The following is a 21,684-nucleotide window of genomic DNA, read 5'->3' as shown; positions in this document are numbered from 1 at the left end:
GTTGAACTGAGCCGGTGGTTTTCGGTAACTGTCGGCCTTCTCTTTCAACCTGATTGGCTCTCCCATGGCAAAACCTGTTCATTCGATGATCCGCGTGCTCGATGAGGCGCGGTCCTGCGATTTCTATCGGCGGGCATTTGGACTCGAGGTGGCGCAGCGGCTGGGGTTCGAGGGGTTCGCGCTGGTCTATCTGCGGCACCCGACGGCATCGAGCTTCGAGGTGGAGCTGACGATCAATTTCGACCGGACCGAGCCCTATCAGCTGGGCGATGGCTATGGGCATCTGGCGGTGGTGGTGGACGATCTCGCGGGTGAGCATCAGCGCTTTGTGGCCGAGGGGCTGAACCCCGGGCCACTGCGGGATTTCAACCATGAGGGAAAGCTCTTCGCGCAGTTCTTCTTCGTGACGGACCCCGATGGCTACAAGATTGAAGTGATCCAGCAGGGTGGGCGGTTCGCCTGATCAGGGCAGGCTGGTTCGAGGCATCGTATGGACCACCCGGACGAGCCGGGTGGTGACGGTGGGGAGAGATGGAGGCGTTCCACTATCCCGGCATTGCCGGACTAGGCGGCGGGGTTGAGGGTCAGGGGGACGTAATTGGCCTTGCTGTCTTCGATGCCGAGCTGGCTGTGGGTGGTGGAATTGATGCCGAGTTGGCGATGGAGCGCTTGCACGGCGGCGATGGCGGGGGCCTGGGAGGCTTCGTCCTGCCATTCGACCATGGTGACGATGTTGAAGCGGCCGGGGCCGGAAATGCGCTCGAAAGCCTGATCGCGAACAAAGCCCGGCTGGGTGCGCAGCACGGCAAGGGTCTGGCTGACCTGGGCCTGGAAATCAGCCATGGCAGCGGCGGGGACGGCGAAACTGTCGATGCGGAAGACGGGTGAAGTCATGGTTTGGCTCATTCGTTGGTTTAGCCAACATTGGCGCTTCCAACGAATTATATTTCGTTGGTGCTGTCAACGGTTTTTGCTAGGGGTGAATGATGGACATGACCGACCCGCACGAGACCGCCGATTTGCTGGAGCGCCAGGATTCCCGGCTGCTGAGCCAGGTGGCTGTTCTTGTTGGCCGGCAGGTGGGCGCGGCGCTGGAGGCGCGGGGCGCGACCAAGCACGACTTTGCGGTGCTGGCGACGCTGGACCAGTATGGACCCGATAGTCAGGCGAACCTGGCGCGCCGCACCCGGATCGACCGCAGCGATATGGTGGCGGCGCTGAGCGGGCTGGAAGCGGCGGGTGCGGTGGTGCGGGACGTGGATGCCACGGATCGCCGGCGCAATGTGGTGGCGCTGAGCGCGGCCGGGCGTGCCCGGCTGGCCGAACTCGCGGCAGCATTGGAGGTGGCGCAGGCGCAGGCGATGGCGCCGCTGGATGCGGCCGAGCGTGATGTGCTGCGGGGGCTGCTGCGCAAGCTGCGGGGATAGGCGCGGGGGGCGCATCCCCCCTGCAGCCGGATTACTCGGCGGCGCGACCGGCGGGGAAAATGCCCGACATGACGACGAAGCCGGGAACGCGGCGGACGCGATCGGTCCAGCGGCGGATGGCCGGATAGTCCTGGCGGGATATGCCGCCCTCTTCACTCAACATCACATAGGGGAAGCAGGCGATATCGGCGGTGGTGGGGTGCGCCGGGGCGCAAAGCCAGTCGCGGCCCTGCTGTTCGCCGAACCAGAGATGCTCGTCCATGATGCGGAAGATGCGGTGGGCACCCTGCTGGACCTTTTCCAGATCGAAATCATAGAACATGCCCAGATTGAGGCGCGCCGCCGAAGACGTGGCGGTAATGTCATCGGCCACGGCATGCCATTTGAGCACGTCTGCCAGCGTCGCCGGATCGGTGGGGAACCACAGGCCGCTGGGGTCATATTTGCGGGCGAGATAGGCCAGGATCGCGCCGCTATCGCGCAGCACGAGGCCGTCGTCTTCCAGCACCGGGAGCTGGCCGAAGGGATTGAGCTTCAAAAACCAGTCGGCCTTGTGCTGGCGGCCGGGATAGAAATCCACCGGCACCACGTCATAGGGGACCCTGAGGATGCTCATCAGCAGGCGCAGCTTGTAGCAATTGCCCGAGAGTTCGAAATCGTAAAGCGTGGTCATTGCAGGCGCTCCTCATTGCTCGATGGTCCGGTCACGCCACGATGTGGCTCCCTCTCCCTTGGGGGGAGAGGGGTGGGGTGAGGGGGCCTGTGAGGCAGTGGGCGCAGGAAGGCCCCCTCACCCGGCGGCAAAGCCGCCGACCTCTCCCCCGGGGGGAGAGGTGAAGGGGAGGCGACTGACGGTACGGTTGAGATGAGCATCATCAGATATCCAGTACCAGGCGGGCGGATCTGGCGCGGGAGACGCAGGTCATCATGCAGGTATTGGAGCGCTTTTCGCTCTCGTTGAGATAGACGTCCTGATGGTCGACCTCGCCTTCCATGACGGTGGTGAGGCAGGTGCCGCAGGCGCCCTGTTCGCAGGAGCTGGGGACGATGAGGCCATTGTCGCGCATGACTTCGAGGATGGTCTTGCCCGAGGGGATCTGCAGAGTCATGGCCGAGCGGGCCAATTCGACTTCGAAGGTGGACGAGGCGTCGATGACCTTGTCGTTCTTGAAATATTCGAAGTGGACGGCCTCTTCGGGCCAGCCGAGACCGGCGGCGGTATTGCGCACGGTTTCGAGCATGGGGCCGGGGCCGCAGACATAGACGTGCTGGGCGCGGCTATGGGCGCCAAGCGTCGTGGCGATGGTGGTGCCGACCGCGTCGGGCGGCAGGCCGGTATGGATGATGACCTTGCCGACCAGCAGATCGAGCTGCTCGCGGAAGGCGACATGTTCGCCCGAGCGGACGAAGTAATGCAGCTCATAGGGCAGGCTCGACTTGTCGAGGAAGCGGGCCATCGACAGCAGCGGGGTGATGCCGATGCCGCCCGCCAGCAGCACGGTGCGGGTGGCGTCGCGGCGCAGCGGGAAATTGTTGCGTGGCTCGGAAATGGCCAGCACGTCGCCTTCGCGCACGGTTTCGGCCAGCACCTTGGAGCCGCCCTTGCCGGCATTCTCCTGCTTGACGCCGATGACATAGCTCAGCAGTTCGCCGGGGCCATTGGTGATCGAATATTGCCGGATCAGGCCATTGGGCAGGTGGACGTCGATATGGGCGCCGGGCTGGAAGGTGGGCAGGTGGTTGTCGTCGATCCCGGCCAGCTCGAAGCCGATAATGCCATCGGCGGTGGTCCATTTGCGCTTGACCACGACATTGAGCGTGGTGCCGCGCGGAATGGCGATTTCGGGCATGGTGGAGAGTTCGACCGAGACCTTGTCAAAGCTGGGCTGCAGTGGCGCGGGAGCCGGCTGGCGGGCGGCTTCGCGCTCGAGACGCGTCCGCAGCTTGTCGAGACGTTCATTGTGGTGGCGCAGCACGGCAAGGCGGTCGGCGGGGGTGGTATCGAGCAGCCCGCGAATGACCGAACGGGCGGCATCGACGGGCTGGACGAAGAAGATTGCGGCCTGACGCTCGGCGCCGGCATGGGCGGTGAGGCGGACGGCAAAGCCGGGCAGGGGCTCGGCCTGCATGTCGGCTGCCGGTGCATCGAGGGCAGTGGCGGGCTGGAAGGCGTAACCAAGGAGCGCGGCCATCACGGCTTCGGCCGGGGCATTGAGCGGCATCGGGCGCAGGGCGAACCAGTCGCCGCTGTCGGCGCCGGGGAAGGGCGCGAAGGGGACGTCCTCATTGCCGGCCGACCAGACGAGACCAAAGGCCTCGACGGCCGGATAGGTCTTGTTGGTGATGCGGCGGGCTGGAGCATCGGCGGGATGGGCGGGAATATAGGTGCAGCCGGCCGAACGGTTGGCATAGCGCCAGCCATGATACTGGCACTTGAGCTCGGCACCCTCGTTGACGCCGATGGAGAGGCGCACGCCGCGATGCAGGCAGCGGTTTTCCCAGACGTTCACATTGCCGTCGTCGGCGCGCCAGACGGCGAGTTCACGGCCCAGCAATTGGCCATGATAGACGTGGCGGAGCGGCAGATCGGCCGAACTGGCGATGGGAAACCAGGTGGGGTCGGAAACACTGAGAGCCATATTGGTCATCCGAGAAATATTGGGATCGCGCCACGATCGGATGAGGTCGGGTCAGCCGCCCTGGCGTACGGGGCGGGGTGCATTTCTATCTGTGGGGCGCCCCGCAGTCAGCATCAGCCTGCCTGGGGAATGACGCCGTAGGTGATGCCTTTCTGGCTGAGCCAGCGGCGGTAGGCGATGGCGGATTTGTCGGCGCGGATCGGGGTTTCCGAGCGCGGATCAAGCGGCAGGCGCTTGGGATACTGGTTTTCCAGGATCGGCTTGTCCTGGCCGAAAATAGTCTGCTGGAAGCGGCGCAGCTCGGTGATGGTCGAAACCGAGTCCACCATGGATTGCAGTAAATGGGCGCGGCAGCGTTCTTCGGTCATGGGCTGCAGGAAGATGGCGATGACGTCGCGGCGGGTGTCGTCCTCGGGGCAGGATTTGTAGAGCACCGAGCAGAATGGATGCGGCACGCGATAGACATATTCCACTTCCTGGCCTTCGGTGGCCGAGAGGGCGGCACGGGGCTGGAAGAAGCGGCAGCGGGTGGCCAGCACTTCGTCGCGCTCCTCGGAGACCTCGACGTCGTATTCCTTGACCTCGGTATGCGGCTCGGCGCCCAGAATGTCGGTATGGACATAGGGGAAGTGGCCCATATCGAGGAAGTTTTCGACGGCGCGGGGCGCCGAGACATGCAGGCCGATGGAGCCGCAGCTCATATTCTTGCGGTCGGCTTCGGCATATTCAGGAATGGGGAACAGTTCGGCGGGCGGATTGCCAAAGCTGGTCCAGATATAGCCATAGCCCTCGATGACCGGCAGGCGCTCGCCAATGGCCTCGAAATCCACCACATCGCCGATCTGCTCGCCATTGCGGCGCCAGACCACGGGGCGCAGGGCGGCGTCGCGGGTAAAGGCCAGCTGCTGGTCGAGCAGCAGCGTCACCTGGACGATGCCGGGCGGGGTTTCATCGATAGCGGCAATCACTTGCCAGAGGTCGCGGGTTACTTTGTCAATGGCGGTCATGGGGCATTTCCATTTTGTCTGCCTGCCACAATAGTGCGGCAGGGCGCGCTGTCGCCAGCATAAAGTTCAGGCCGCGCATTTGGGTCGCAGGGGTGGGTGCAGGGCGCCAGCAACAGCCATCGACCCCGACGCCCATGGGTTTGCGGGCCGGGCTTGTGGGGCTGACGTGAAGCCAGCCCGCTGCAGTTACTCCGTCCTGGAGGCGGTGTAATCGAGTTTGGTGGCGACCAGCGCGCCATCCTCGATGACAAAGTGGATGACGGCATCGCCGCCGGTCGGGCAGCAATTGGCGTCGTCGGAGGCCCATAGCGCTGTATGGGCGTTGAGATCGTCATAGAAGCTGGTGAAGTCGTAGGCGACGCCCTTCCAGATTTCGAGACCCTTGGGGAGCAAGGGGCCGATAGCGCTCTGCCAGCTGTCCAGATCGATGGCGGTCCAGCCCGTCTCACCCTGCTGGTAGAGCCGGTCGGCATTGAAGCTGCCGGTGCCAGCCGTGTAGCCGGGGATGTGCAGCAGGCCCCAATTGGCCTGGCGGGGCAGCAGGAAAACGGCCGCATCAAAGGCGGAATCGAGCACCGTCCATTCGCCATCGATATTCTGGAACAGCACGAAGCCGCCGACGCTCCCATCGGTGGCCGAGATGCCCGCCTGGGTTTGCCAGGCGAGACGCGATGGCAGGTCGGCATAGTCGGCATTGATGAAGCCGGCGGTCTGCACGGTGCAGTCGGTGAGGGGACTGGCAAGGCAGGTGGTGGCGATCTCGGCGAGCTTGAGCGGCGCGGCGGCACTGGGGCCGCCGGCGAGCAGCAGGGAGGTGGCGACGACGAGCAGGGGCAGTTTCATGGGGGTCTCCGCTGTTTTTTGGGGGTGGCCGGGCCCCCCGACGTGTCAGCCGCGGCGGTAGATGTCGAAGGGGGCGAAGGCCTGGGTGGTGGCCATCATCTGCAGGCGGTTGATATTGACATGCGCCGGCAGGGTGGTGGACCAGAAGATGGCTTCGGCGATGTCGTCGGCGTTCATCGGGGTGGTGCCTTCATAGGGCTTGTTGGCCTGGCCCTCGTCGCCCTTGAAGCGGACCAGCGAGAATTCGGTTTCGGTCAGGCCGGGCTCGATATTGGTGACGCGGACATTCTTGCCCTGCAGGTCGGCGCGCAGGTTGAGGGCGAACTGCTTGACGAAGGCCTTGGTGGCGCCATAGACGCTGCCGCCCGGATAGGGATAGTCGCCGGCGACCGAACCCAGGGTGACGACATGGCCGCCGCCGCGTTCGATCAGGCCGGGCAGCAGGGCCCGCACCGTGTAGACAAAGCCGGTGACATTGGTGTCGATCATGGTTTCCCAGTCGGTGATGTCGGTCTCGGCGGCGGGCTGCAGGCCGAGCGCCAGGCCGGCATTGGCCAGCACGACATTGATGCCAGCGAAGGGGGCGGGGATGGCTGATATGGCGGCGTCGATGGCGGCGCGGTCGCGCACGTCCAACTCGATGATGTGGCAGTTTTCAGCGCCGATCTGGTCCTGCAGTTCCTTGAGGCGCTCGCCGCGGCGGCCGGTAGCGATGACCTTGCCGCCAGCGGCGACATAGCGCCGCGCAGCAGCGGCGCCAAAGCCGGACGTCGCCCCGGTGATGAAGACTGTCAGGGTTTTGGGGTCGAGCGTCTGATACATTTGAAGGTCCTTCGAGGGCAGATGCCATTAGGTGAACCCCGTGGGGCTTCTGCGTCAAGCCTTTGGGCGGCCTATGCTTTTGTTTCCGCGGGCAGCAAGCCCGGCGGGGCATTTGCAACCTTACACGTTCTGGCGCCACTTCGCACGGGGCGCCGCCCATGACGCGGATCGGCGGGAAAAATGTCGACGGGATGATCACCGGCGATCAGCGCAAGGGCGAGAGTGCGCGGGGCAGGGCTGGAGCGCCGATCAGGCGGCTTGCGCGGCTGGGCCGTCAGGGGGGGCGCGGCGGGGTTAACGCTTGGGTAACTGTAGCCCATCGGCAACGGCGGTCATGACAATTTACAGCAAATCGCCGATGAGGTTGTCGCATACTGCTTGCCGCCTTACACTGCTGGCCAGGTGAGGAGATCCTGGGCGGGCAGGCGGCGCTAAAGTGCAGTCGCTTAACGGAATCTTCTGGCTCTTGTATTAGGGTACGTCTTCCGCCCCTTGGTGGGTTGATGCGTAACAGGCGGGAACTGGTCAACTGCAACGCGCGCGTTTTGTATCGAGTCTCTGCGCTCTCTGTGTTGGTGTCCTGCTGACAAGCACGATGCTGGCCCCCGCTGCTCATGCCTTTGAGATCTTTGGCATCAAGCTGTTCGAAGATCAGAGCGACAAGGACGCCGAAGCCGTCATTGTCGATCCACAGCCCTTTAGTGTGACGGTCGCGGTGAGTAATCCGGCGCTGGAAAGCGTCGTGAACAATGCCTCGGTGCTGGTTGCCGATCAGGCGGAGCCGGCCTCCGGCGCGGCGGGCCTTCTGGCGATGGCGCGGGGCGATTACCGGCGGATTCTGGCGGCGCTGTATAATGAAGGCTATTACGGCCCGGTCATCAGCATCGCCGTCAATGGCGCGGAAGCGTCCAAACTGCAGCCGGATACCAGGCTGACCCAGCCGATCAATGTGGCGATTTCGGTCAATCCGGGGCCGTTGTTCCGGTTCAACAGTCTCAACGTCGTCAATCAGGCGCCGCCGACCGACGATCCCAATGATTTTGTCGACCTGCCCTCGATGCGCGGTTTCGGCTCGGGCGAAGTGGCGCGCTCCAGCGTCGTTCTGCGCGCCGAGCAATTGCTGCTCGAAGCCTGGCGGCAGCTGGGCTATCCCAAGGCGGCGATTGTCAGCCGCGATGTGGTGGCTGACCACCCGACCAACACGGTCGATGTCACCATTACGGTCAATCCGGGCCGCCATGCCACGTTTGGCGACGTGCGCGTCACCGGTACCGAGCGCATGGACCCCGATTTCGTGCGGCGCCAGACCGGGCTGACCGTGGGCGAAGAATATGACCCCGATGCGTTGACGCTGGCGCAGAAGCGCCTCGATCGGCTCGAAGTGTTCCGTTCAGCACGGCTGCAGGCGGCCGATGCCATCAACATGAACGGACAATTGCCGTTCGAGCTGATCGTGCAGGAATTGCCGGGCGCGCGCTTCGGCGCTGGCGCCAATTATTCGACCATCGACGGACTGGGGCTGGAAGCCTTCCATCTGTGGCGGAACCTGTTCGGACAGGCCGAGCGCCTGCGGCTGGACGCGCGATTGGCCAGCATTGCCTTCCCGATCGATACTGCCCAGTTCGACTATTATTTCGGCGGCACCTTTACCAAGCCGGGGGTGTTCACGCCCGATACCGACCTTGTGGCGGCAATTTCGGCCGAGCGGACGATCTATCCGACCTATACCGAAACCTCGGCCAATGGCCGGCTGGGGCTGACCCATGTGTTCTCCGACCAGCTGACGGTCGAGGGCGGGGCGGTGTTCGAACGCAGCCGGTTCGATGATGTGTTCGGCACCCGCGACTTCTCGACATTGGGTGTCTATGCCGGGGCGGTTTATGACGGGCGCGACAGTTCCGTCGACCCGACGGAAGGCTTCTACCTCGCGGGGAATGTCGAGCCATTCTACGAATTCCATTACGGCAACCCGGCCGCCCGGCTCGTGCTGGAAGGGCGGACCTATTTCGGCTTTGGCGAGAATGACGATTTCGTGCTGGCGGGGCGGCTCAAGGCCGGCGCGCTGGTGGGGCCCTCGCTCGGTGAAATCCCGCCCGACAAGCTGTTTTTTGCCGGCGGCGGTGGCTCGGTGCGTGGCTATGCGTTCAAGTCCATCGGCGTCGATGACGGCAATGGCACGGTGACCGGCGGGCGCTATGTGCTGGAAGGATCGCTCGAAGCGCGGGCCAAGGTGACCGAGGATATCGGCGTCGTGGCCTTCCTCGATGGCGGCTATGTCGCGGCGGACAGGTTCCCCAGCTTTGACGAATTGCGGCTCGGCGCCGGTATCGGTGCGCGTTACTTTACCGGGCTGGGGCCGCTGCGGCTCGACCTGGCCTTTCCCCTCAACAAGCGGGAAAGCGATCCGAACTATGCAATCTATGTCGGTATAGGACAGTCGTTTTGATCGCCCGCCTCGTCTCACTGCCGCGCCGCTTCGTCGCCGTCATCATTGCGTTGCTGGCGCTGGCCATCATCGTGCCCGCCATGGTGGTGCAGGGACAGGACCAGGCGCAGGCGGAAGCCGCAACCGGGCAGAGCAGCGACGAGGACAAGGACTGGCTGACGAGTTTCGTGCAGGACCGCCTGTCGACGCCAGAGCGGCAGATCCGCCTCTCCAATATCGATGGCGTGCTGGGCTCGGAAGTTTCGATCCGCCAGATCACCATTTCGGACGCCGAGGGCGTCTGGCTGCGGGTCAATAATGCAGTGCTGGACTGGAACCAGGCGGCGCTGTTCCTGGGCCGGTTGCAGGTGCGCTCGCTGCGCGCCGACAGCATCGATTACATCCGCAATGCGGTTCCCAGCGACCAGCCGGACCTGCCCTCGCCAGAAGCGGGTGGCTTCAGCATTCCCGAATTTCCGGTGGCGATCATCGTCGACGAAATCGCGGTGCCACAGGTCAATTTCGGCGAGGACGTGTTCGGGCTGGGCTCGGCGATCTCGCTCAATGGCTCGTTCCGGCTGGAGGGGGGCAATCTTGTCACCCAGCTCAATATCGTGCGCCTCGATGGCCCCGGGGGCACGCTGGACCTCAATCTGAATTATCAGCGCGAAGGCAATACCATCGATCTCGGCCTGACGCTGGTCGAGCCCGAAAATGGCGTTATCGCCAATCTGCTCAATATCGAGGGCCGTCCGGCCGTGGAGCTGACGCTGGCAGGCAGCGGACCGGTTGCCGATCTGCGCACCGAGCTGGAGCTCAAGGCCAATGGCCAGGTGGCGCTGGCGGGCGTGGCGACAATCAACCAGGTGGCCGAGGGCTTTTCGGTGGCGGCCGACCTGCGCGGGCCGCTGTCGATCCTGATGGCGGAGCAGTATCGCAAATTCTTTGGCGCCGAGACGGCGCTGTCGGCCAATGCGCTGGTGCGCAATGGCGGCGGGGTGTCGATCAGCGGGCTGCGGGTGACAGGCGGCCAGCTGTCGCTGGAAGCGGCGGCCGAGACGACGCCGGACAATTTCCTGCGTCAGCTGACGCTGGATGCGGTGATTGCCGATCCCGCCGGTGAGGCGGTGACGCTGCCGGTGCCGGGGAACGCGACACGGGTTGGTTCGGCGCAGCTGTCGATCGATTTCGGGGCCGAGAATTCGGAAAACTGGACGTCCAACCTGGCCATCAGCCAGCTCGAAACCACGGGCTTTGCCGCCGATAGCGTGGCGCTGAGCGTTGGCGGCGTGGCGGCCAATCTGTCCGATCCGGCAACGCGGCGGGTAACGTTCAACGGCGACGGCACGGTGGCCGGCATTTCGGCGGCCCCGGAAGTGGAAGCGGCGCTGGGTGACAGTATCGGCTTTGGCATTGCGGGCCTGTGGAATGCGGGTGAGCCGGTACAGCTGGCGGAATTGCGCGTGGTCGGCAAGGCGCTGACGGCGGTGATGAACGGGCAGCTCGATGGCCTGGATTTCAATGGCGATATCGCGCTGGAAACCAGCAGCATCGCGCCGTTCTCGGACATCGCCGGGCGCCAGCTGGATGGGGCGCTGTCGCTCAAGGCATCGGGCTCGATCATGCCGCTTTCGGGCGGGTTCAGCCTGACGCTGGACGGCACGGGCACCAATCTTTCCATCGGCGAGGAAACTGCGGATCGGCTGCTGGAGGGGACTGTGCAGCTATCGGGCCTGGTGGCGCGCACCGAGGACGGGCTCAAGGCGGACCAGTTCCGCATCGAAAACCAGCAGGTGCAGCTCCTGGCCAATGGCACCTATTCCAGTGCCGAAGCCGACTTCACCTTTAATCTCAATCTGGCCGATCTGGCCCTGCTGTCGGACCAGGCCAGCGGCGCGCTGGCGGTGGTGGGCACGGCCAAGGGCGTCGAAGACGTCATCAATCTGAATCTGACCGCCAAGGTGCCGAGCGGCAAGCTGGCAGATCGGGCGTTGCGCGATGGCCAGATCGGCTTTACCGGGCAGTACAATGCCGGCTCGCTCAATGGCAGCATTGCCGGCGAGGGAAGCCTTGATGGCTATCGCACCTCTCTGGCGGCCGGCCTTATCGTCACGCCGGAACAGCAGGTGGTGAGCGATATTGACTTCCAGGCGGCGGGCACGCGGATCACCGGCGGGGTGACGCGCAATGTCACCACCGGGCTGATGGACGGTTCGCTGGAAATGGTTTCGCCCGACGTGTCGGTTGCGGCGGCGCTGGCGCTGCTGGATGCGCAGGGTTCGGTCAATGCAGCGCTGACGCTGACGCCGCTCGATGGCAAGCAGGGTGCGACGCTGCGCGGCGACGTCAAGGGCCTGACGGTCAGCGACATCCGGGTTGGTGCGGCCGATATCAATGCGACGATCAGCGATCTGTTTGGCGTGCCGGTCATCAATGGCTCGGCCAATGCCAGCGATGTGGCGGCGGCCGGCGTGGTCATCAATACGCTCAATGCCAAGGCGACGCAGACCGGCGATACGACAGCATTCGACGCCCAGGCGCGGCTGGCGACGGGGACCGATCTGGACCTGGCCGGTTCGCTGACGCCGATCGACAAGGGCTATCGGCTGGCGCTGGACCGGGTGCTGCTGCAACAGGGCACGCTGACGGCGCGACTGGCGCAGCCGACGGTGCTGACGGTCAGTGGTTCGGATGTGTCGCTGGATGCGCTGCGCTTCGATGTCGGATCGGGCAGCATTACTGCGACGGGCACGGCGGGCGAGGCGCTGAATGTGCGGCTTGATGTCCGGGCGCTGCCGCTGTCGATCGCCAATGCGATCATGCCTGACCTGGGTCTGGCTGGTACGATTGATGGCACCGCGACCGTCAGCGGGGCGCGGGGCGCGCCGCGGGTGGCGTTCGACGCGCGTGGTGCGGGGATCAATGCGACGGCGATTGCCCCGTTCGGCATTGCGCCACTGACGGTGGCGGCCAATGGCACCTTTGCCAATAATGTGGTGACGCTGGCTTCGGTTTCGGCCTCTGGGGCGCAGGGTCTGCGGGTGACCGGTTCCGGCACGGTACCTCTGTCTGGCAACGGGCTTAATGTCAGCCTCAATGGTTCGGCACCCCTGGCGCTGGCCAATCAGTTCGTGGCTGATCGGGGCGGCCAGTTCGGCGGCACCGTGCAGCTCGATGCGCGCGTCAGCGGCAGCATCAACGCGCCGCAGTTCAGCGGCACGGTAGCGACGAGCGGGGCTGGTTATGTCGACCCGATCCTCAATCTGCGGCTGCAGAATATTACCGGCCGTGCGCGGCTCGACAGCACCCGCGTGGTGATCGAGAGCCTTTCGGCCGGCCTGTCGACGGGCGGCTCGGTTTCGGCCACCGGCTCAATCGGGCTGACCAATGGCTTCCCCGCCAATCTGCAGGTGGCGCTCAATTCGGCGCGCTATGCCGATGGTGCGCTGTTTGTGGCGACGGTCTCGGGCAATCTGGCGCTGACCGGCAACCTGACGGCCAATCCGCTGCTGTCGGGCACAGTGCTGGTGCAGGAGGCCAATATCACCGTGCCGGAAAACCTAGCCGGTGGCGCCACGCTGATCGATGTCGACCATATCAAGCCGTCGCGGCCCGTAGTGCAAACGCTGGTGCGGGCGCAGGTCGATGATCGTACCGGCGCGCCGATCCCGCAGAGCCGCCCGGCGGGCGTGATCCTCGATGTGATGGTCAATGCGCCCAACCAGATCTTCATTCGTGGCCGTGGGCTGGATGCAGAAGTGGGGGGCTCGGTGCGGCTGCTCGGTCCGCTGAACGATATCCAGCCGGTGGGGGGGTTCTCGCTCAATCGTGGCCGGCTCTCGATCCTGGGGCAGCGCATCACCTTTGAAAGCGGCGAGGTGACGCTGGTCGGCGATCTCGATCCCCGACTCAATTTCGTGGCGCGCACCGAAGGCGAAGGCATCACCGTGTTCGTGACGGTGTCGGGCCGCGCCTCCAATATCGATGTGAACTTCACCTCCAATCCGCCGCTGCCGCAGGACGAAGTGCTGGCGCGGTTGATCTTCAATCGCTCGATGAACGAATTGACGCCGCTGCAATTGGCGCGGCTCGCAGCGGCGGCGGCAGAACTGGTGGGCGGTGGCGGCAATGGCTCGCTGATGGACAGCCTGCGCGGTGCCATCGGGCTCGATGACCTCGACATCGTCACCGATGCGCAGGGCAATGTGGCGGTGCAGGCCGGCACCTATCTCAGCGACAATATCTATCTGGGCGTCACCGCCGGCGGCAATGGCCAGAGCAAGGTGACGATCAATCTCGACGTGACCAATGATCTCAAGATCACCGGGGCGGCCGGGCAGGACGGTAATTCCAGTCTCGGCGTGTTCTACGAACGGGATTACTAGCGGCTCAATTCGTCGTCGCCGACAGGATGGGGCCGCCATTGCGGCCCTGTAGCAGGATCGCCGTGCGCAGGCCCTGCGCTGCCGGGCCCAGGGGCAGGTCGAGCATGGCGCCGGTCCAGGTGCCCAGATTTTCCAGCGTGTGCACGACATGGGTATGGGCCAGGGTGCTGCCGGTATTCTCGCCGCGGGCAATGGGCACTTCGACAACATTGGGATCATAGGTGACGCGCCAGATATCGGCGCCATTGGCCGGGGCCGTGCCGGTGCCGATGGTCAGCATGGCGGTGCCGAGATCGAGCGCGGGCCCATCCAGTGGAGCCGTGCTGGCGATCAGGGCATCGATTGCGTCGAGCCGGTTGCCGACCACGGTCGCGCGGCCATTGACCACCATTTGCGGGGTATAGGGGCCGAACTGGTTGAGGGCGGGTTCATAGACCACCTGCCGGTCAGTGAATTCGGGCTTGCCGAATGTGTCTTTCCAGCCCAGCCGGTCCCAATAGGTCACCGAAAAACTCAGCACCAGCACATCGGGGCGCTGGCTCAGCGTGATCAGATTGGCATTGGCGGGCGGGCAGGACGAACAGCCCTGGCTGGTGAACAGCTCGATCACCACGGGAGGGGTGGGGCCGGCAAGGGCGGGGGCGATGCCGGCGGCGGTCAGGGCCAGGACGATGCCGGACAGCATGGTTGAGGTTCGGGTCATGGTGGTTCTCCGCGGGACTGAACGGTCTCGGGGAGATATTCGCGGGGAAGCCCGGGATGGTTACAGGGTTTGTGCGCGGCAAGGAGATTCCCGCCTGCGCGGGAATGACTCCGGGTTGATTGCTGCGATCCCAGACGGCGGCTAGCTGGCGCCGCCGGTTTTGGTGGCCTTGGCTTCGTCCCACCACCAGATGGTAGGAAAGGCGCTGGAGAATTCGGGGAGGGGATCGGGGTGGCTGAAACGATCCCAGCGGGCAATGCGTGAATTGCGGAGGGAATAGCTGGGAACGATGAAGTGGTGGGCCAGCAGGACCCGGTCGAGTGCCCGGCTGATGGCTTCCTGGGTGGTGCGGTCATCGGCCAAGACCAGCTTGTCGATCAAGGCATCGACGCCCGGATCGGCGATCCCGGCATAGTTCTGGGAGCCCTGTTCATTGGCGGTGGATGAGCCAAAGAAGAAGCGCTGCTCGTTGCCGAGCGAGAAGGACTGGGTCCAGCCGGTATAGATCACGTCGTAGTCGAACGAGCGCAGGCGGTTGATATATTGCGGGCTGTCGACGGTGCGCAGGGTAGCTGCGACGCCGATCTGGGCGAGATTGGTGACCAGGTTCTGCGCCACCGGCTCGATGGTGGGGCCATTGAGCAGGATCTCGAAGGCCAGCTGCTGGCCATTGGCATCGACGAGGCGGTTGCCATCGAGACTGTAGCCGGCCTCGGTGAGGAGGCCGAGCGCAGTGCGCAGGTTGGCGCGCAGCTTCTGCGGTGTGCCGCTGACCGGATTGGTATAGGGCGTGGTGAAAACCCGTTCGGGGAGCAGATCCTTGATCGAGGTGAGTATTTCCAGTTCCTCGCCTTCCGGCAGGCCGGAGGAGCGGAAGGGCAGGCCGAAATAATAGCTGTCGATGCGCGCATATTGACCGAAGAACAGGGTCTTGCTCAGCTCCTCGAAATCAAAGGCGTAGTTGAGCGCTTCGCGGACGCGCTGGTCCTGGAACTTTTCCCGGCGCAGATTGGGGACGAAGCCCAGCCCGATGCCATTGCCATTATAGTCCTGCGGGAAGAGCTCGAGGACGATGCGACCTTCCTTGACGGCGGGGAAATCGAAGCCGGTGGCCCAGCGGCGTGCGGTATTCTCCCACCACCAATCGAACTGGTCGCCCTTGAAGGCTTCGAACTGCACCGTCAGGTCGAGGAAATACTCGATCTTGTAGGTGTCGAAATTGTTGGTGCCGACCTGGGTGGGTTGGTTGAGGCCCCAGTAATCGGGGACGCGCGAAAAGGTCAAGGTGCGGCCGGCATCGAAGTTGGTCAGCTCGTAGGGGCCCGAGCCCAAAGGCGGCTCAAGCGTGGAATTGGCAATGTCGCGCGGCTTGCCGGCGGCGTCGGTGCCTTCCCACCAATGCTGGGGCAGTACAATCAATTGCCCCAGGATCAGCGGCAGTTCGCGATTGCCGGTCTGGTCGAAGGTGAAGGTCACTTCGCCGGGGGCGGTGACCTCGGCCCTGGTGACGTTGATATAGTATTGCTTGCGGTCGGGATTGAGCTCGGTGAGCTTGGTGAAGGACCAGACGACATCTTCGGCCGATACCGGCACGCCATCGTTCCATCGGGCGGCGGGGTCGATCCGGAAGATGACCGAGCCATAGTCCGGCGCGATCTTGAGGCTTTCGGCCAGCAGCCCGTAATAGGTATTGGGCTCATCCAGAGATGGCGTCATCAGGGTTTCGTAGAGCAGGCCGATGCCGCCAGCGGGCTCGCCTTTGGGCAGGATCGGATTGAAGGTGTCAAAGCCGCCCATGGCGCCCATGCGCACGGTGCCGGTCTTGGGGGCATCCGGATTGACGTAATCGAAATGGGTGTAGTCGGGACCGTATTTGGGCTGCCCTTGCATGGTGAAGGCATGGGTCCAGGTGTCGGTCGGCGTCTGGGCCATGGCGGGAGCCGCGAGGCCGAGAAGGACGCAACCAGCGGCGAGGAGGGCAGCGAATTTCATGGTGAACTCCGAGGGCAGATTTCGGTTTTGACGGACAGACTAGGCGGAATGGAGCCGGCGCAACAGGGGCATCAGATCACCGCCACGTCGAAGGCGGCGGCCATCAGCGCCTTGGTGTAGTCGCTTTGCGGGGCGGCGAAGATATCGGCGGCTGGGCCCTGTTCGACGATCTTGCCATCGCGCATGACGATCAGTGTATTGGCGAGGGCGCGGACGACCTTGAGATCGTGGCTGATGAACAGATAGGTGAGGCCGCGCCGCTGCTGGATATCGCGCAGCAGGTCGACGACCTGGGCCTGGATCGAGACATCGAGCGCCGAAGTGGGTTCGTCCAACACGACGAATTTGGGTTCGAGCACCATGGCGCGGGCGATGGCGATGCGCTGGCGCTGGCCGCCGGAGAATTCGTGGGGATAGCGGAAGCGGGTTTCGGGGGCGAGGCCGACTTCCTCCAGCGCGCGGATCACCTTGGCATCGCGCTCCGCCTGGCCGAGATGGGGGGCGTGCACTTCCAGCCCTTCGGCAATGATGCTGGCCACCGACATGCGGGGACTGAGCGAGCCATAGGGGTCCTGGAAAACGATCTGCATATCGGCGCGCAGCGGGCGCATGGCTTTCCACGAGCGCTGCTGGACCTCATTGCCGAGGACGACGATCCGGCCCTGCGAGGAAATCAGGCGCAGCAGCGCATAGCCGAGGGTGGATTTGCCGGAGCCGCTTTCGCCGACAACGCCGAGGGTTTCGCCCTGGCGGATGGAAAGATTGACCCCATCGACAGCCTTGATGTGGCCGACGACCGAGCGGAACAGGCCGCGCTTGATGGGGAACCAGACGCGCAGATCGGTTGCTTCGAGCACGGTCGGGGCGGCGGGATCGGTGGCGGGCGGGGTGCCGTGCGGTTCGGCGGCAAGCAGGTGGCGCGTATAGGCGTGCTGGGGATCGGCGAAGACGGTATCGACCGGGCCGGTCTCGACGATCTCGCCATTGGTCATGACGCAGACGCGGTCGGCGATGCGTTTGACGATGCCAAGGTCGTGGGTGATGAACAGCATGGCCATGCCGAGGCGCTGTTGCAGCGATTTGAGCAGGAGGAGGATCTGTGCCTGGACGGTAACGTCGAGCGCGGTGGTGGGCTCGTCGGCGATCAGCAGGTCGGGCTCATTGGCGAGGGCCATGGCGATCATGACGCGCTGACGCTGGCCGCCCGAAAGCTGGTGCGGAAACGAAGCGAGACGCCCCTGCGGATCGGGGATCCCGACCTGGTCGAGCAGTTCGAGGGTGCGAGCGCGGGCGGCATTGGGGCGCATGCCCTTGTGAATGGCCAGCACTTCGCCGATCTGGCGCTCGATGGTGTGGACCGGATTGAGCGAACTCATCGGCTCCTGGAAAATCATTGAAATGTCATTGCCGCGTACGGCGCGTAATTCGGCCGGGGACGCGGTGAGCAGGTCCTGGCCCTTGAACAGGATGCGGCCGGAAAGGGCTGCGGTGGCCGGCAGGAGCTTGAGGACCGAGAGCGCGGTGACGGATTTGCCGGAGCCGCTTTCGCCGACCAGCGCCAGGGTTTCGCCGGGGGCGATGTCAAAGGCAATGGATTTGGCTGCGGTGTGAGCGCCAAAGCGGACGGAGAGGTCGCGGAGGGAGAGCAGGGGGGCGCTCATGCCACTTCTCGATCCGGGTCATGGCCGCGATCTGGTCCCCTCCCCCTTGAGGGGAGGGTTAGGGTTAGGGTGGGGGTGCTGAAGGCGGGTTGGGCTGAATGGTGGGCATGGGGCAGAGGGGTAGCGCAGCACCCCCACCCCGGCCCTCCCCTCAAGGGGGAGGGAGCGGATCGGGGCTGGCGGATTGCGGTGCCGGTCAGGAGGCTCATGCCAGGGTCTTTCGCGGGTCGAAGGCGTCGCGGACGGCTTCGCCGATGAAGACCAGCAGGGTCATCATGATGGCGATGGTGAAAAAGCCGGTGAGGCCGAGCCAGGGGGCCTGGAGGTTGTTCTTGCCCTGGGCCAGCAATTCGCCCAGCGAGGGTGAGCCGGGCGGCAGGCCGAAGCCGAGGAAATCCAGCGAGGTCAGGGTGGCGACCGAACCGGACATGATGAAGGGCATGAAGGTCAGGGTGGCGACCATGGCATTGGGCAGGAGGTGCCGCCACATGATCTTGGCATTGGACACGCCGAGGGCGCGGGCTGCGGCGATATATTCGAAATTGCGGCCGCGCAGGAATTCGGCGCGCACGATGCCCACCAGCGCAACCCAGGAAAACAGCAGCAATATTCCCAGCAGGACCCAGAAACTGGGCGCGATGACGCTGGAGATGATCAGCAGCAGATAGAGGGCGGGAATGGAGGTCCAGATCTCGATGAAGCGCTGGAACAACAGATCGGTCCAGCCGCCGAAATAGCCCTGCACCGCGCCGGCGGCGACGCCGATGACCGAGGAGGCGATGGTGAGCACCAGTCCAAAGAGGATCGAGAGGCGGAAGCCATAGATCAGGCGGGCCAGCACGTCGCGGCCGCGATCATCGGTGCCCAGCCAGTGGAAATTGCCCCAGTGGCAATCGACGTCTTCGACGCCCATGGGGAAGTTCTGGCAGATTTCGGCGCGGTCCATGGTCCAGCTGGGGGCCACGGCGCCGGAATAGGGCAGGGTGCCATCGACGGTGTCGTAGCTGAAGCGGACCGGCGGCCAGATGGCCCAGCCATTGGCGGCGATTTCGTCGGCGATGAACGGGTCGCGAAAATTGGTGGTGGCGAGGAAGCCACCAAACTTGGCCTCGGGATAATCGTTGAAGGCTGGGAACAGCAGTTCGCCACGATAGCTGACGACGATGGGGCGGTCATTGGCGATGAATTCGGCGCCCAGGGTGACGACGAAGAGTATGAGGAAGATCCACAGGGACCAATGTCCGCGCCGGTTGCGGCGGAAGTTTTCCAGCCGGCGGCGATTCATCGGCGACAGCCAGTCGCGGCGTGGCGCAGCAGGTTCGGCGGCGGCGGCATCGGGGGCGTGCGCGCTCATACCTGGCGGCTTTCGAAATCAATGCGCGGATCGACCCACATATAGGCGAGGTCGGAAATCAGCGCGATGACGAGGCCGAGTAGCGAGAAGATATAGAGGGTGGCAAAGACCACCGGATAATCGCGATTGGCGACCGACTGGAAGCCGAGCAGGCCCAGGCCATCGAGCGAGAAAATGGTTTCGATCAGCAGCGAGCCGCCGAAGAAGGCGCCGACAAAGGCGCCGGGAAAGCTGGCAATGATCAGCATCATGGCGTTGCGGAAGACGTGGCGGTAAAGCACCTGATTTTCGGTGAGGCCCTTGGCGCGGGCGGTGACGACATATTGCTTGCCGATTTCGTCGAGGAAGGAATTCTTGGTCAAAAGCGTCGTCGTGGCGAAGGCGCCCAACGCCATGGCGGTGATCGGCAGGGCCAGGTGCCAGAAGTAGTCGGCGATCTGGCGATACCAGGGGAAGCTGTCAAAGCCGGGCGAGGTGAGACCGCGCAACGGGAAGATCGACCAGAAACTGCCGCCGGCGAACAATACGATCAGCGCAATGGCGATGAGGAATCCGGGAATGGCATAGCCGATGATGATGACCGTGGAGGTCCAGACATCGAAGCGCGAGCCATCGGAAATGGCCTTGCGAATGCCGAGCGGGATGGAGATGCCATAGGCGATCAGCGTCATCCACAAACCCAGCGAGATGGAGACCGGCATTTTCTCCTTGATCAGATCGATCACCGATATGTCACGATAGAAGCTCTCGCCGAAATCGAAGCGGGCATAGTTCCACAGCATGAGGCCAAAGCGCTCAAGCGGGGGCTTGTCGAAGCCGAACTGCTTTTCGATGCGCTCGACCAGCTCGGGCGACAGGCCGCGCGAGCCCCGATAGGAGGCGCCATTGCCGCCCTGACCAGGCTGGCCGGCAAAGTCGCCGGCCTGGCTGCCGGTAATGCGATCGGAAATGGAGGCGTTCTGGCCGCTGATATTGGCCAAAGCCTGTTCGACCGGGCCGCCGGGAGCAAACTGGACCACCAGAAAGGAGATGGCCATGATGCCCAGCACGGTCGGGATCATCAGCAGCAGACGGCGTAGAATATAGGCGCCCATTCGGTCTCCAGGCGGCAAGCATTGCGTGAGCTAAACGCACCGTCGGCGGTGGCGGCAAATCACCATACAGTGAAACAGCTTAGCGCGAAGTGCATCATTTTGACGATGGTAACGCAAGCGTCCGGCTCCACAGGCCATTCCAGCGCCGCCCTTGCGCAGGCGGGCCATGTTGTTCAGGATTGCCGGGAACGCGGACGGAGCCAGCCATGACCTTTCAGACCATCGCCCAAGTTGAGGATCCGTCCATGGCGCGGGTGCTGGTGGTGGCGCTCAGGGCCCATGGCTTTCATCCGCTGGAGGGTGGCGATGGCGGCTTGCCGGGGGTGCCCGCAGTGTTTGGCGACAAGGGCGTGCCGGTGCAGGTGCCAGACGAAGAGGCTGAAGATGCAACCGTTCTGGCCAATGAGTTGTTGAAAGAAATGCTGGCCCCGTAGTCGTTCGCAGCGGGAACACCAGCGCCGGCGCGTAAAACCGCCACATTGATCAGTTGACGTACAATGGGTGCCGGCGGTTGAACAGAAGGCGGGGTTTGGCTATAAGCCAGCCAAACTATTAACCAATATTAAGCCTTTGGGCAGGAGCAGGCCGATGATGGTTTGGAAGCGCGGAACGATGTCCGTTGCGGGATTTGCGGCAATGGCGTTGGTCGTCGCCGGTTGTTCCTCGACGAGCAATACCTCTAACCTGAATACAATCGGCGCGCCGCAGCAGCTGCAGCCGGTGCAGAGCTCGACTGTCGCGCAAGGGACGCTTCCCCCGATTGGCGCAACCGGCACGCCGGCTCCCGGCCTTTCGGGCCAGCCCGTGCTCGGCGGCGTCCCGGCCACGCCGGCCGGTTTCGGCACTCCCGCCATGGGCACCACCACCCAGACGGCCAATAATGGTTCGTTCGTGACCCTCGATCCGCTGGCCCAGCCGGCTGCCGGCGGCGTCAGCACCGGGCCTGAAGGCGTGTGGACCGTGGTGTCCGGCGCCAACCAGTGCCGCCTGAACCTGCCGCTGACGACCAAGGAAGGCACGTCGCGCTACCGCGCTTCGGCTCCGGGCTGCACCCTGCCGGGTCTGGCTACCGTGTCCTCCTGGCAGCAGATCGGCAACCAGGTCCAGATCTTCGACGAGAACAACAATATCGTCGCTGCAGTCGCCCAGAGCGGCGGCCGCTATATCGGTACTTTGGCCGGCGGCCAGGGCATCTCGATGCAGCGCTAGTATTGGGTGATGCCGGCCTGCAAATGGCGGCTTTCTGCGCTTCCGGTGCTCACGTACGAAAGTACGTTCCGCTCCGGTTCTCGAAAGCCACCATTTTCGGCTCGGCCTGACCCAAATACGGAC

At 64.2% G+C, this 21,684-nt stretch carries 17 protein-coding genes; 6 read left to right on the top strand and 11 right to left on the bottom strand.

Going from position 1 to position 21,684, the window contains the following annotated elements; genetic code table 11:
* Positions 1 to 64: 64 nt before the first annotated feature.
* Complete coding sequence (locus BUA69_RS05960) at positions 65 to 463, top strand: VOC family protein (RefSeq protein ID WP_046133504.1); 399 nt, start codon at positions 65 to 67, stop codon at positions 461 to 463.
* Between the two features lie 101 nt (positions 464 to 564).
* On the opposite strand, the gene BUA69_RS05955 is transcribed toward BUA69_RS05960, so the two are convergent.
* Positions 565 to 894: an antibiotic biosynthesis monooxygenase family protein gene (locus BUA69_RS05955; RefSeq protein WP_052950315.1), complete on the bottom strand. Its 330-nt coding sequence runs from the start codon at positions 892 to 894 to the stop codon at positions 565 to 567.
* A 92-nt stretch (positions 895 to 986) separates the two neighbouring features.
* Here BUA69_RS05955 and BUA69_RS05950 point away from each other — a divergent pair, with 92 nt between their 5' ends.
* A complete protein-coding gene (locus BUA69_RS05950) occupies positions 987 to 1,427 on the top strand; it encodes a MarR family winged helix-turn-helix transcriptional regulator (protein WP_160300082.1) in 441 nt (146 codons plus the stop codon).
* A gap of 31 nt (positions 1,428 to 1,458) precedes the next feature.
* Here BUA69_RS05950 and BUA69_RS05945 read toward each other — a convergent pair whose 3' ends face one another.
* From BUA69_RS05945 to BUA69_RS05925, 5 genes are all read right to left on the bottom strand, one after another.
* Positions 1,459 to 2,100, bottom strand: a complete 642-nt coding sequence (locus BUA69_RS05945) for a glutathione S-transferase family protein (RefSeq protein ID WP_046133507.1) — start codon at positions 2,098 to 2,100, stop codon at positions 1,459 to 1,461.
* A gap of 202 nt (positions 2,101 to 2,302) precedes the next feature.
* A complete protein-coding gene (locus tag BUA69_RS05940) occupies positions 2,303 to 4,066 on the bottom strand; it encodes a Rieske 2Fe-2S domain-containing protein (RefSeq protein WP_046133522.1) in 1,764 nt (587 codons plus the stop codon).
* Between the two features lie 113 nt (positions 4,067 to 4,179).
* The gene (locus tag BUA69_RS05935; RefSeq protein WP_046133508.1) at positions 4,180 to 5,073 is read right to left on the bottom strand and encodes an aromatic ring-hydroxylating oxygenase subunit alpha; all 894 of its coding nucleotides are present in this window, start codon (positions 5,071 to 5,073) and stop codon (positions 4,180 to 4,182) included.
* Between the two features lie 186 nt (positions 5,074 to 5,259).
* The gene (locus tag BUA69_RS05930; RefSeq protein WP_046133509.1) at positions 5,260 to 5,916 is read right to left on the bottom strand and encodes a hypothetical protein; all 657 of its coding nucleotides are present in this window, start codon (positions 5,914 to 5,916) and stop codon (positions 5,260 to 5,262) included.
* Between the two features lie 45 nt (positions 5,917 to 5,961).
* Positions 5,962 to 6,738 (bottom strand): SDR family NAD(P)-dependent oxidoreductase, encoded by a 777-nt coding sequence (locus BUA69_RS05925; RefSeq protein WP_046133510.1) that lies wholly within the window; start codon positions 6,736 to 6,738, stop codon positions 5,962 to 5,964.
* A 595-nt stretch (positions 6,739 to 7,333) separates the two neighbouring features.
* On the opposite strand from BUA69_RS05925, the gene BUA69_RS05920 reads away from it, so the two are divergent.
* Entirely contained in the window at positions 7,334 to 9,184 is a 1,851-nt protein-coding gene (locus BUA69_RS05920) for an autotransporter assembly complex protein TamA (protein WP_046133511.1), read from the top strand.
* Positions 9,181 to 13,548, top strand: a complete 4,368-nt coding sequence (locus tag BUA69_RS05915; RefSeq protein ID WP_052950316.1) for a translocation/assembly module TamB domain-containing protein — start codon at positions 9,181 to 9,183, stop codon at positions 13,546 to 13,548. The genes BUA69_RS05920 and BUA69_RS05915 overlap by 4 nt, the downstream gene beginning before the upstream one ends.
* A gap of 4 nt (positions 13,549 to 13,552) precedes the next feature.
* Here the strand turns inward: BUA69_RS05915 and BUA69_RS05910 are convergent, their stop codons facing one another.
* From BUA69_RS05910 to BUA69_RS05890, 5 genes are all read right to left on the bottom strand, one after another.
* Complete coding sequence (locus BUA69_RS05910; protein WP_046133512.1) at positions 13,553 to 14,251, bottom strand: DUF1223 domain-containing protein; 699 nt, start codon at positions 14,249 to 14,251, stop codon at positions 13,553 to 13,555.
* 141 nt (positions 14,252 to 14,392) lie between these two features.
* Positions 14,393 to 16,243: an extracellular solute-binding protein gene (locus BUA69_RS05905; RefSeq protein ID WP_046133513.1), complete on the bottom strand. Its 1,851-nt coding sequence runs from the start codon at positions 16,241 to 16,243 to the stop codon at positions 14,393 to 14,395.
* A 71-nt stretch (positions 16,244 to 16,314) separates the two neighbouring features.
* Positions 16,315 to 17,904, bottom strand: a complete 1,590-nt coding sequence (locus BUA69_RS05900) for an ABC transporter ATP-binding protein (protein WP_046133514.1) — start codon at positions 17,902 to 17,904, stop codon at positions 16,315 to 16,317.
* A gap of 205 nt (positions 17,905 to 18,109) precedes the next feature.
* Positions 18,110 to 19,258 carry an ABC transporter permease gene (locus BUA69_RS05895; protein ID WP_046135356.1) on the bottom strand — a complete coding sequence of 383 codons (1,149 nt, stop codon included), beginning with the start codon at positions 19,256 to 19,258 and terminating at the stop codon, positions 18,110 to 18,112.
* Positions 19,255 to 20,352: a microcin C ABC transporter permease YejB gene (locus BUA69_RS05890; protein ID WP_046135357.1), complete on the bottom strand. Its 1,098-nt coding sequence runs from the start codon at positions 20,350 to 20,352 to the stop codon at positions 19,255 to 19,257. The genes BUA69_RS05895 and BUA69_RS05890 overlap by 4 nt, the downstream gene beginning before the upstream one ends.
* Positions 20,353 to 20,558: 206 nt before the next feature.
* Between BUA69_RS05890 and BUA69_RS05885 the strand changes: the two genes are divergently transcribed.
* Together BUA69_RS05885 and BUA69_RS05880 are read left to right on the top strand one after the other, a co-directional pair.
* On the top strand, positions 20,559 to 20,786 hold the full coding sequence (locus BUA69_RS05885; protein WP_046135358.1) for a hypothetical protein: 228 nt from the start codon (positions 20,559 to 20,561) through the stop codon (positions 20,784 to 20,786).
* Positions 20,787 to 20,940: 154 nt separating this feature from the next.
* On the top strand, positions 20,941 to 21,561 hold the full coding sequence (locus tag BUA69_RS05880) for an AprI/Inh family metalloprotease inhibitor (protein ID WP_052950564.1): 621 nt from the start codon (positions 20,941 to 20,943) through the stop codon (positions 21,559 to 21,561).
* The last annotated feature ends 123 nt before the right edge of the window (positions 21,562 to 21,684 follow it).

It is taken from the genome of Devosia limi DSM 17137, assembly GCF_900128975.1.
Lineage (GTDB): Bacteria > Pseudomonadota > Alphaproteobacteria > Rhizobiales > Devosiaceae > Devosia > Devosia limi.
Note: the sequence above shows the minus strand (reverse complement) of the source record. Positions and strands in the feature narration are given on the sequence as shown.

Bases quoted from the DNA above. Each gene is read 5' to 3' on its own strand.
- BUA69_RS05895 (WP_046135356.1), bottom strand. From the start codon at position 19,258: ATGAGCGCGCACGCCCCCGATGCCGCCGCCGCCGAACCTGCTGCGCCA.
- BUA69_RS05900 (WP_046133514.1), bottom strand. From the start codon at position 17,904: ATGAGCGCCCCCCTGCTCTCCCTCCGCGACCTCTCCGTCCGCTTTGGC.
- BUA69_RS05940 (WP_046133522.1), bottom strand. From the start codon at position 4,066: ATGGCTCTCAGTGTTTCCGACCCCACCTGGTTTCCCATCGCCAGTTCG.
- BUA69_RS05930 (WP_046133509.1), bottom strand. From the start codon at position 5,916: ATGAAACTGCCCCTGCTCGTCGTCGCCACCTCCCTGCTGCTCGCCGGC.
- BUA69_RS05910 (WP_046133512.1), bottom strand. From the start codon at position 14,251: ATGACCCGAACCTCAACCATGCTGTCCGGCATCGTCCTGGCCCTGACC.
- BUA69_RS05950 (WP_160300082.1), top strand. From the start codon at position 987: ATGGACATGACCGACCCGCACGAGACCGCCGATTTGCTGGAGCGCCAG.
- BUA69_RS05890 (WP_046135357.1), bottom strand. From the start codon at position 20,352: ATGGGCGCCTATATTCTACGCCGTCTGCTGCTGATGATCCCGACCGTG.
- BUA69_RS05945 (WP_046133507.1), bottom strand. From the start codon at position 2,100: ATGACCACGCTTTACGATTTCGAACTCTCGGGCAATTGCTACAAGCTG.
- BUA69_RS05960 (WP_046133504.1), top strand. From the start codon at position 65: ATGGCAAAACCTGTTCATTCGATGATCCGCGTGCTCGATGAGGCGCGG.
- BUA69_RS05935 (WP_046133508.1), bottom strand. From the start codon at position 5,073: ATGACCGCCATTGACAAAGTAACCCGCGACCTCTGGCAAGTGATTGCC.
- BUA69_RS05880 (WP_052950564.1), top strand. From the start codon at position 20,941: ATGATGGTTTGGAAGCGCGGAACGATGTCCGTTGCGGGATTTGCGGCA.
- BUA69_RS05885 (WP_046135358.1), top strand. From the start codon at position 20,559: ATGACCTTTCAGACCATCGCCCAAGTTGAGGATCCGTCCATGGCGCGG.
- BUA69_RS05955 (WP_052950315.1), bottom strand. From the start codon at position 894: ATGACTTCACCCGTCTTCCGCATCGACAGTTTCGCCGTCCCCGCCGCT.
- BUA69_RS05925 (WP_046133510.1), bottom strand. From the start codon at position 6,738: ATGTATCAGACGCTCGACCCCAAAACCCTGACAGTCTTCATCACCGGG.
- BUA69_RS05905 (WP_046133513.1), bottom strand. From the start codon at position 16,243: ATGAAATTCGCTGCCCTCCTCGCCGCTGGTTGCGTCCTTCTCGGCCTC.
- BUA69_RS05920 (WP_046133511.1), top strand. From the start codon at position 7,334: ATGCTGGCCCCCGCTGCTCATGCCTTTGAGATCTTTGGCATCAAGCTG.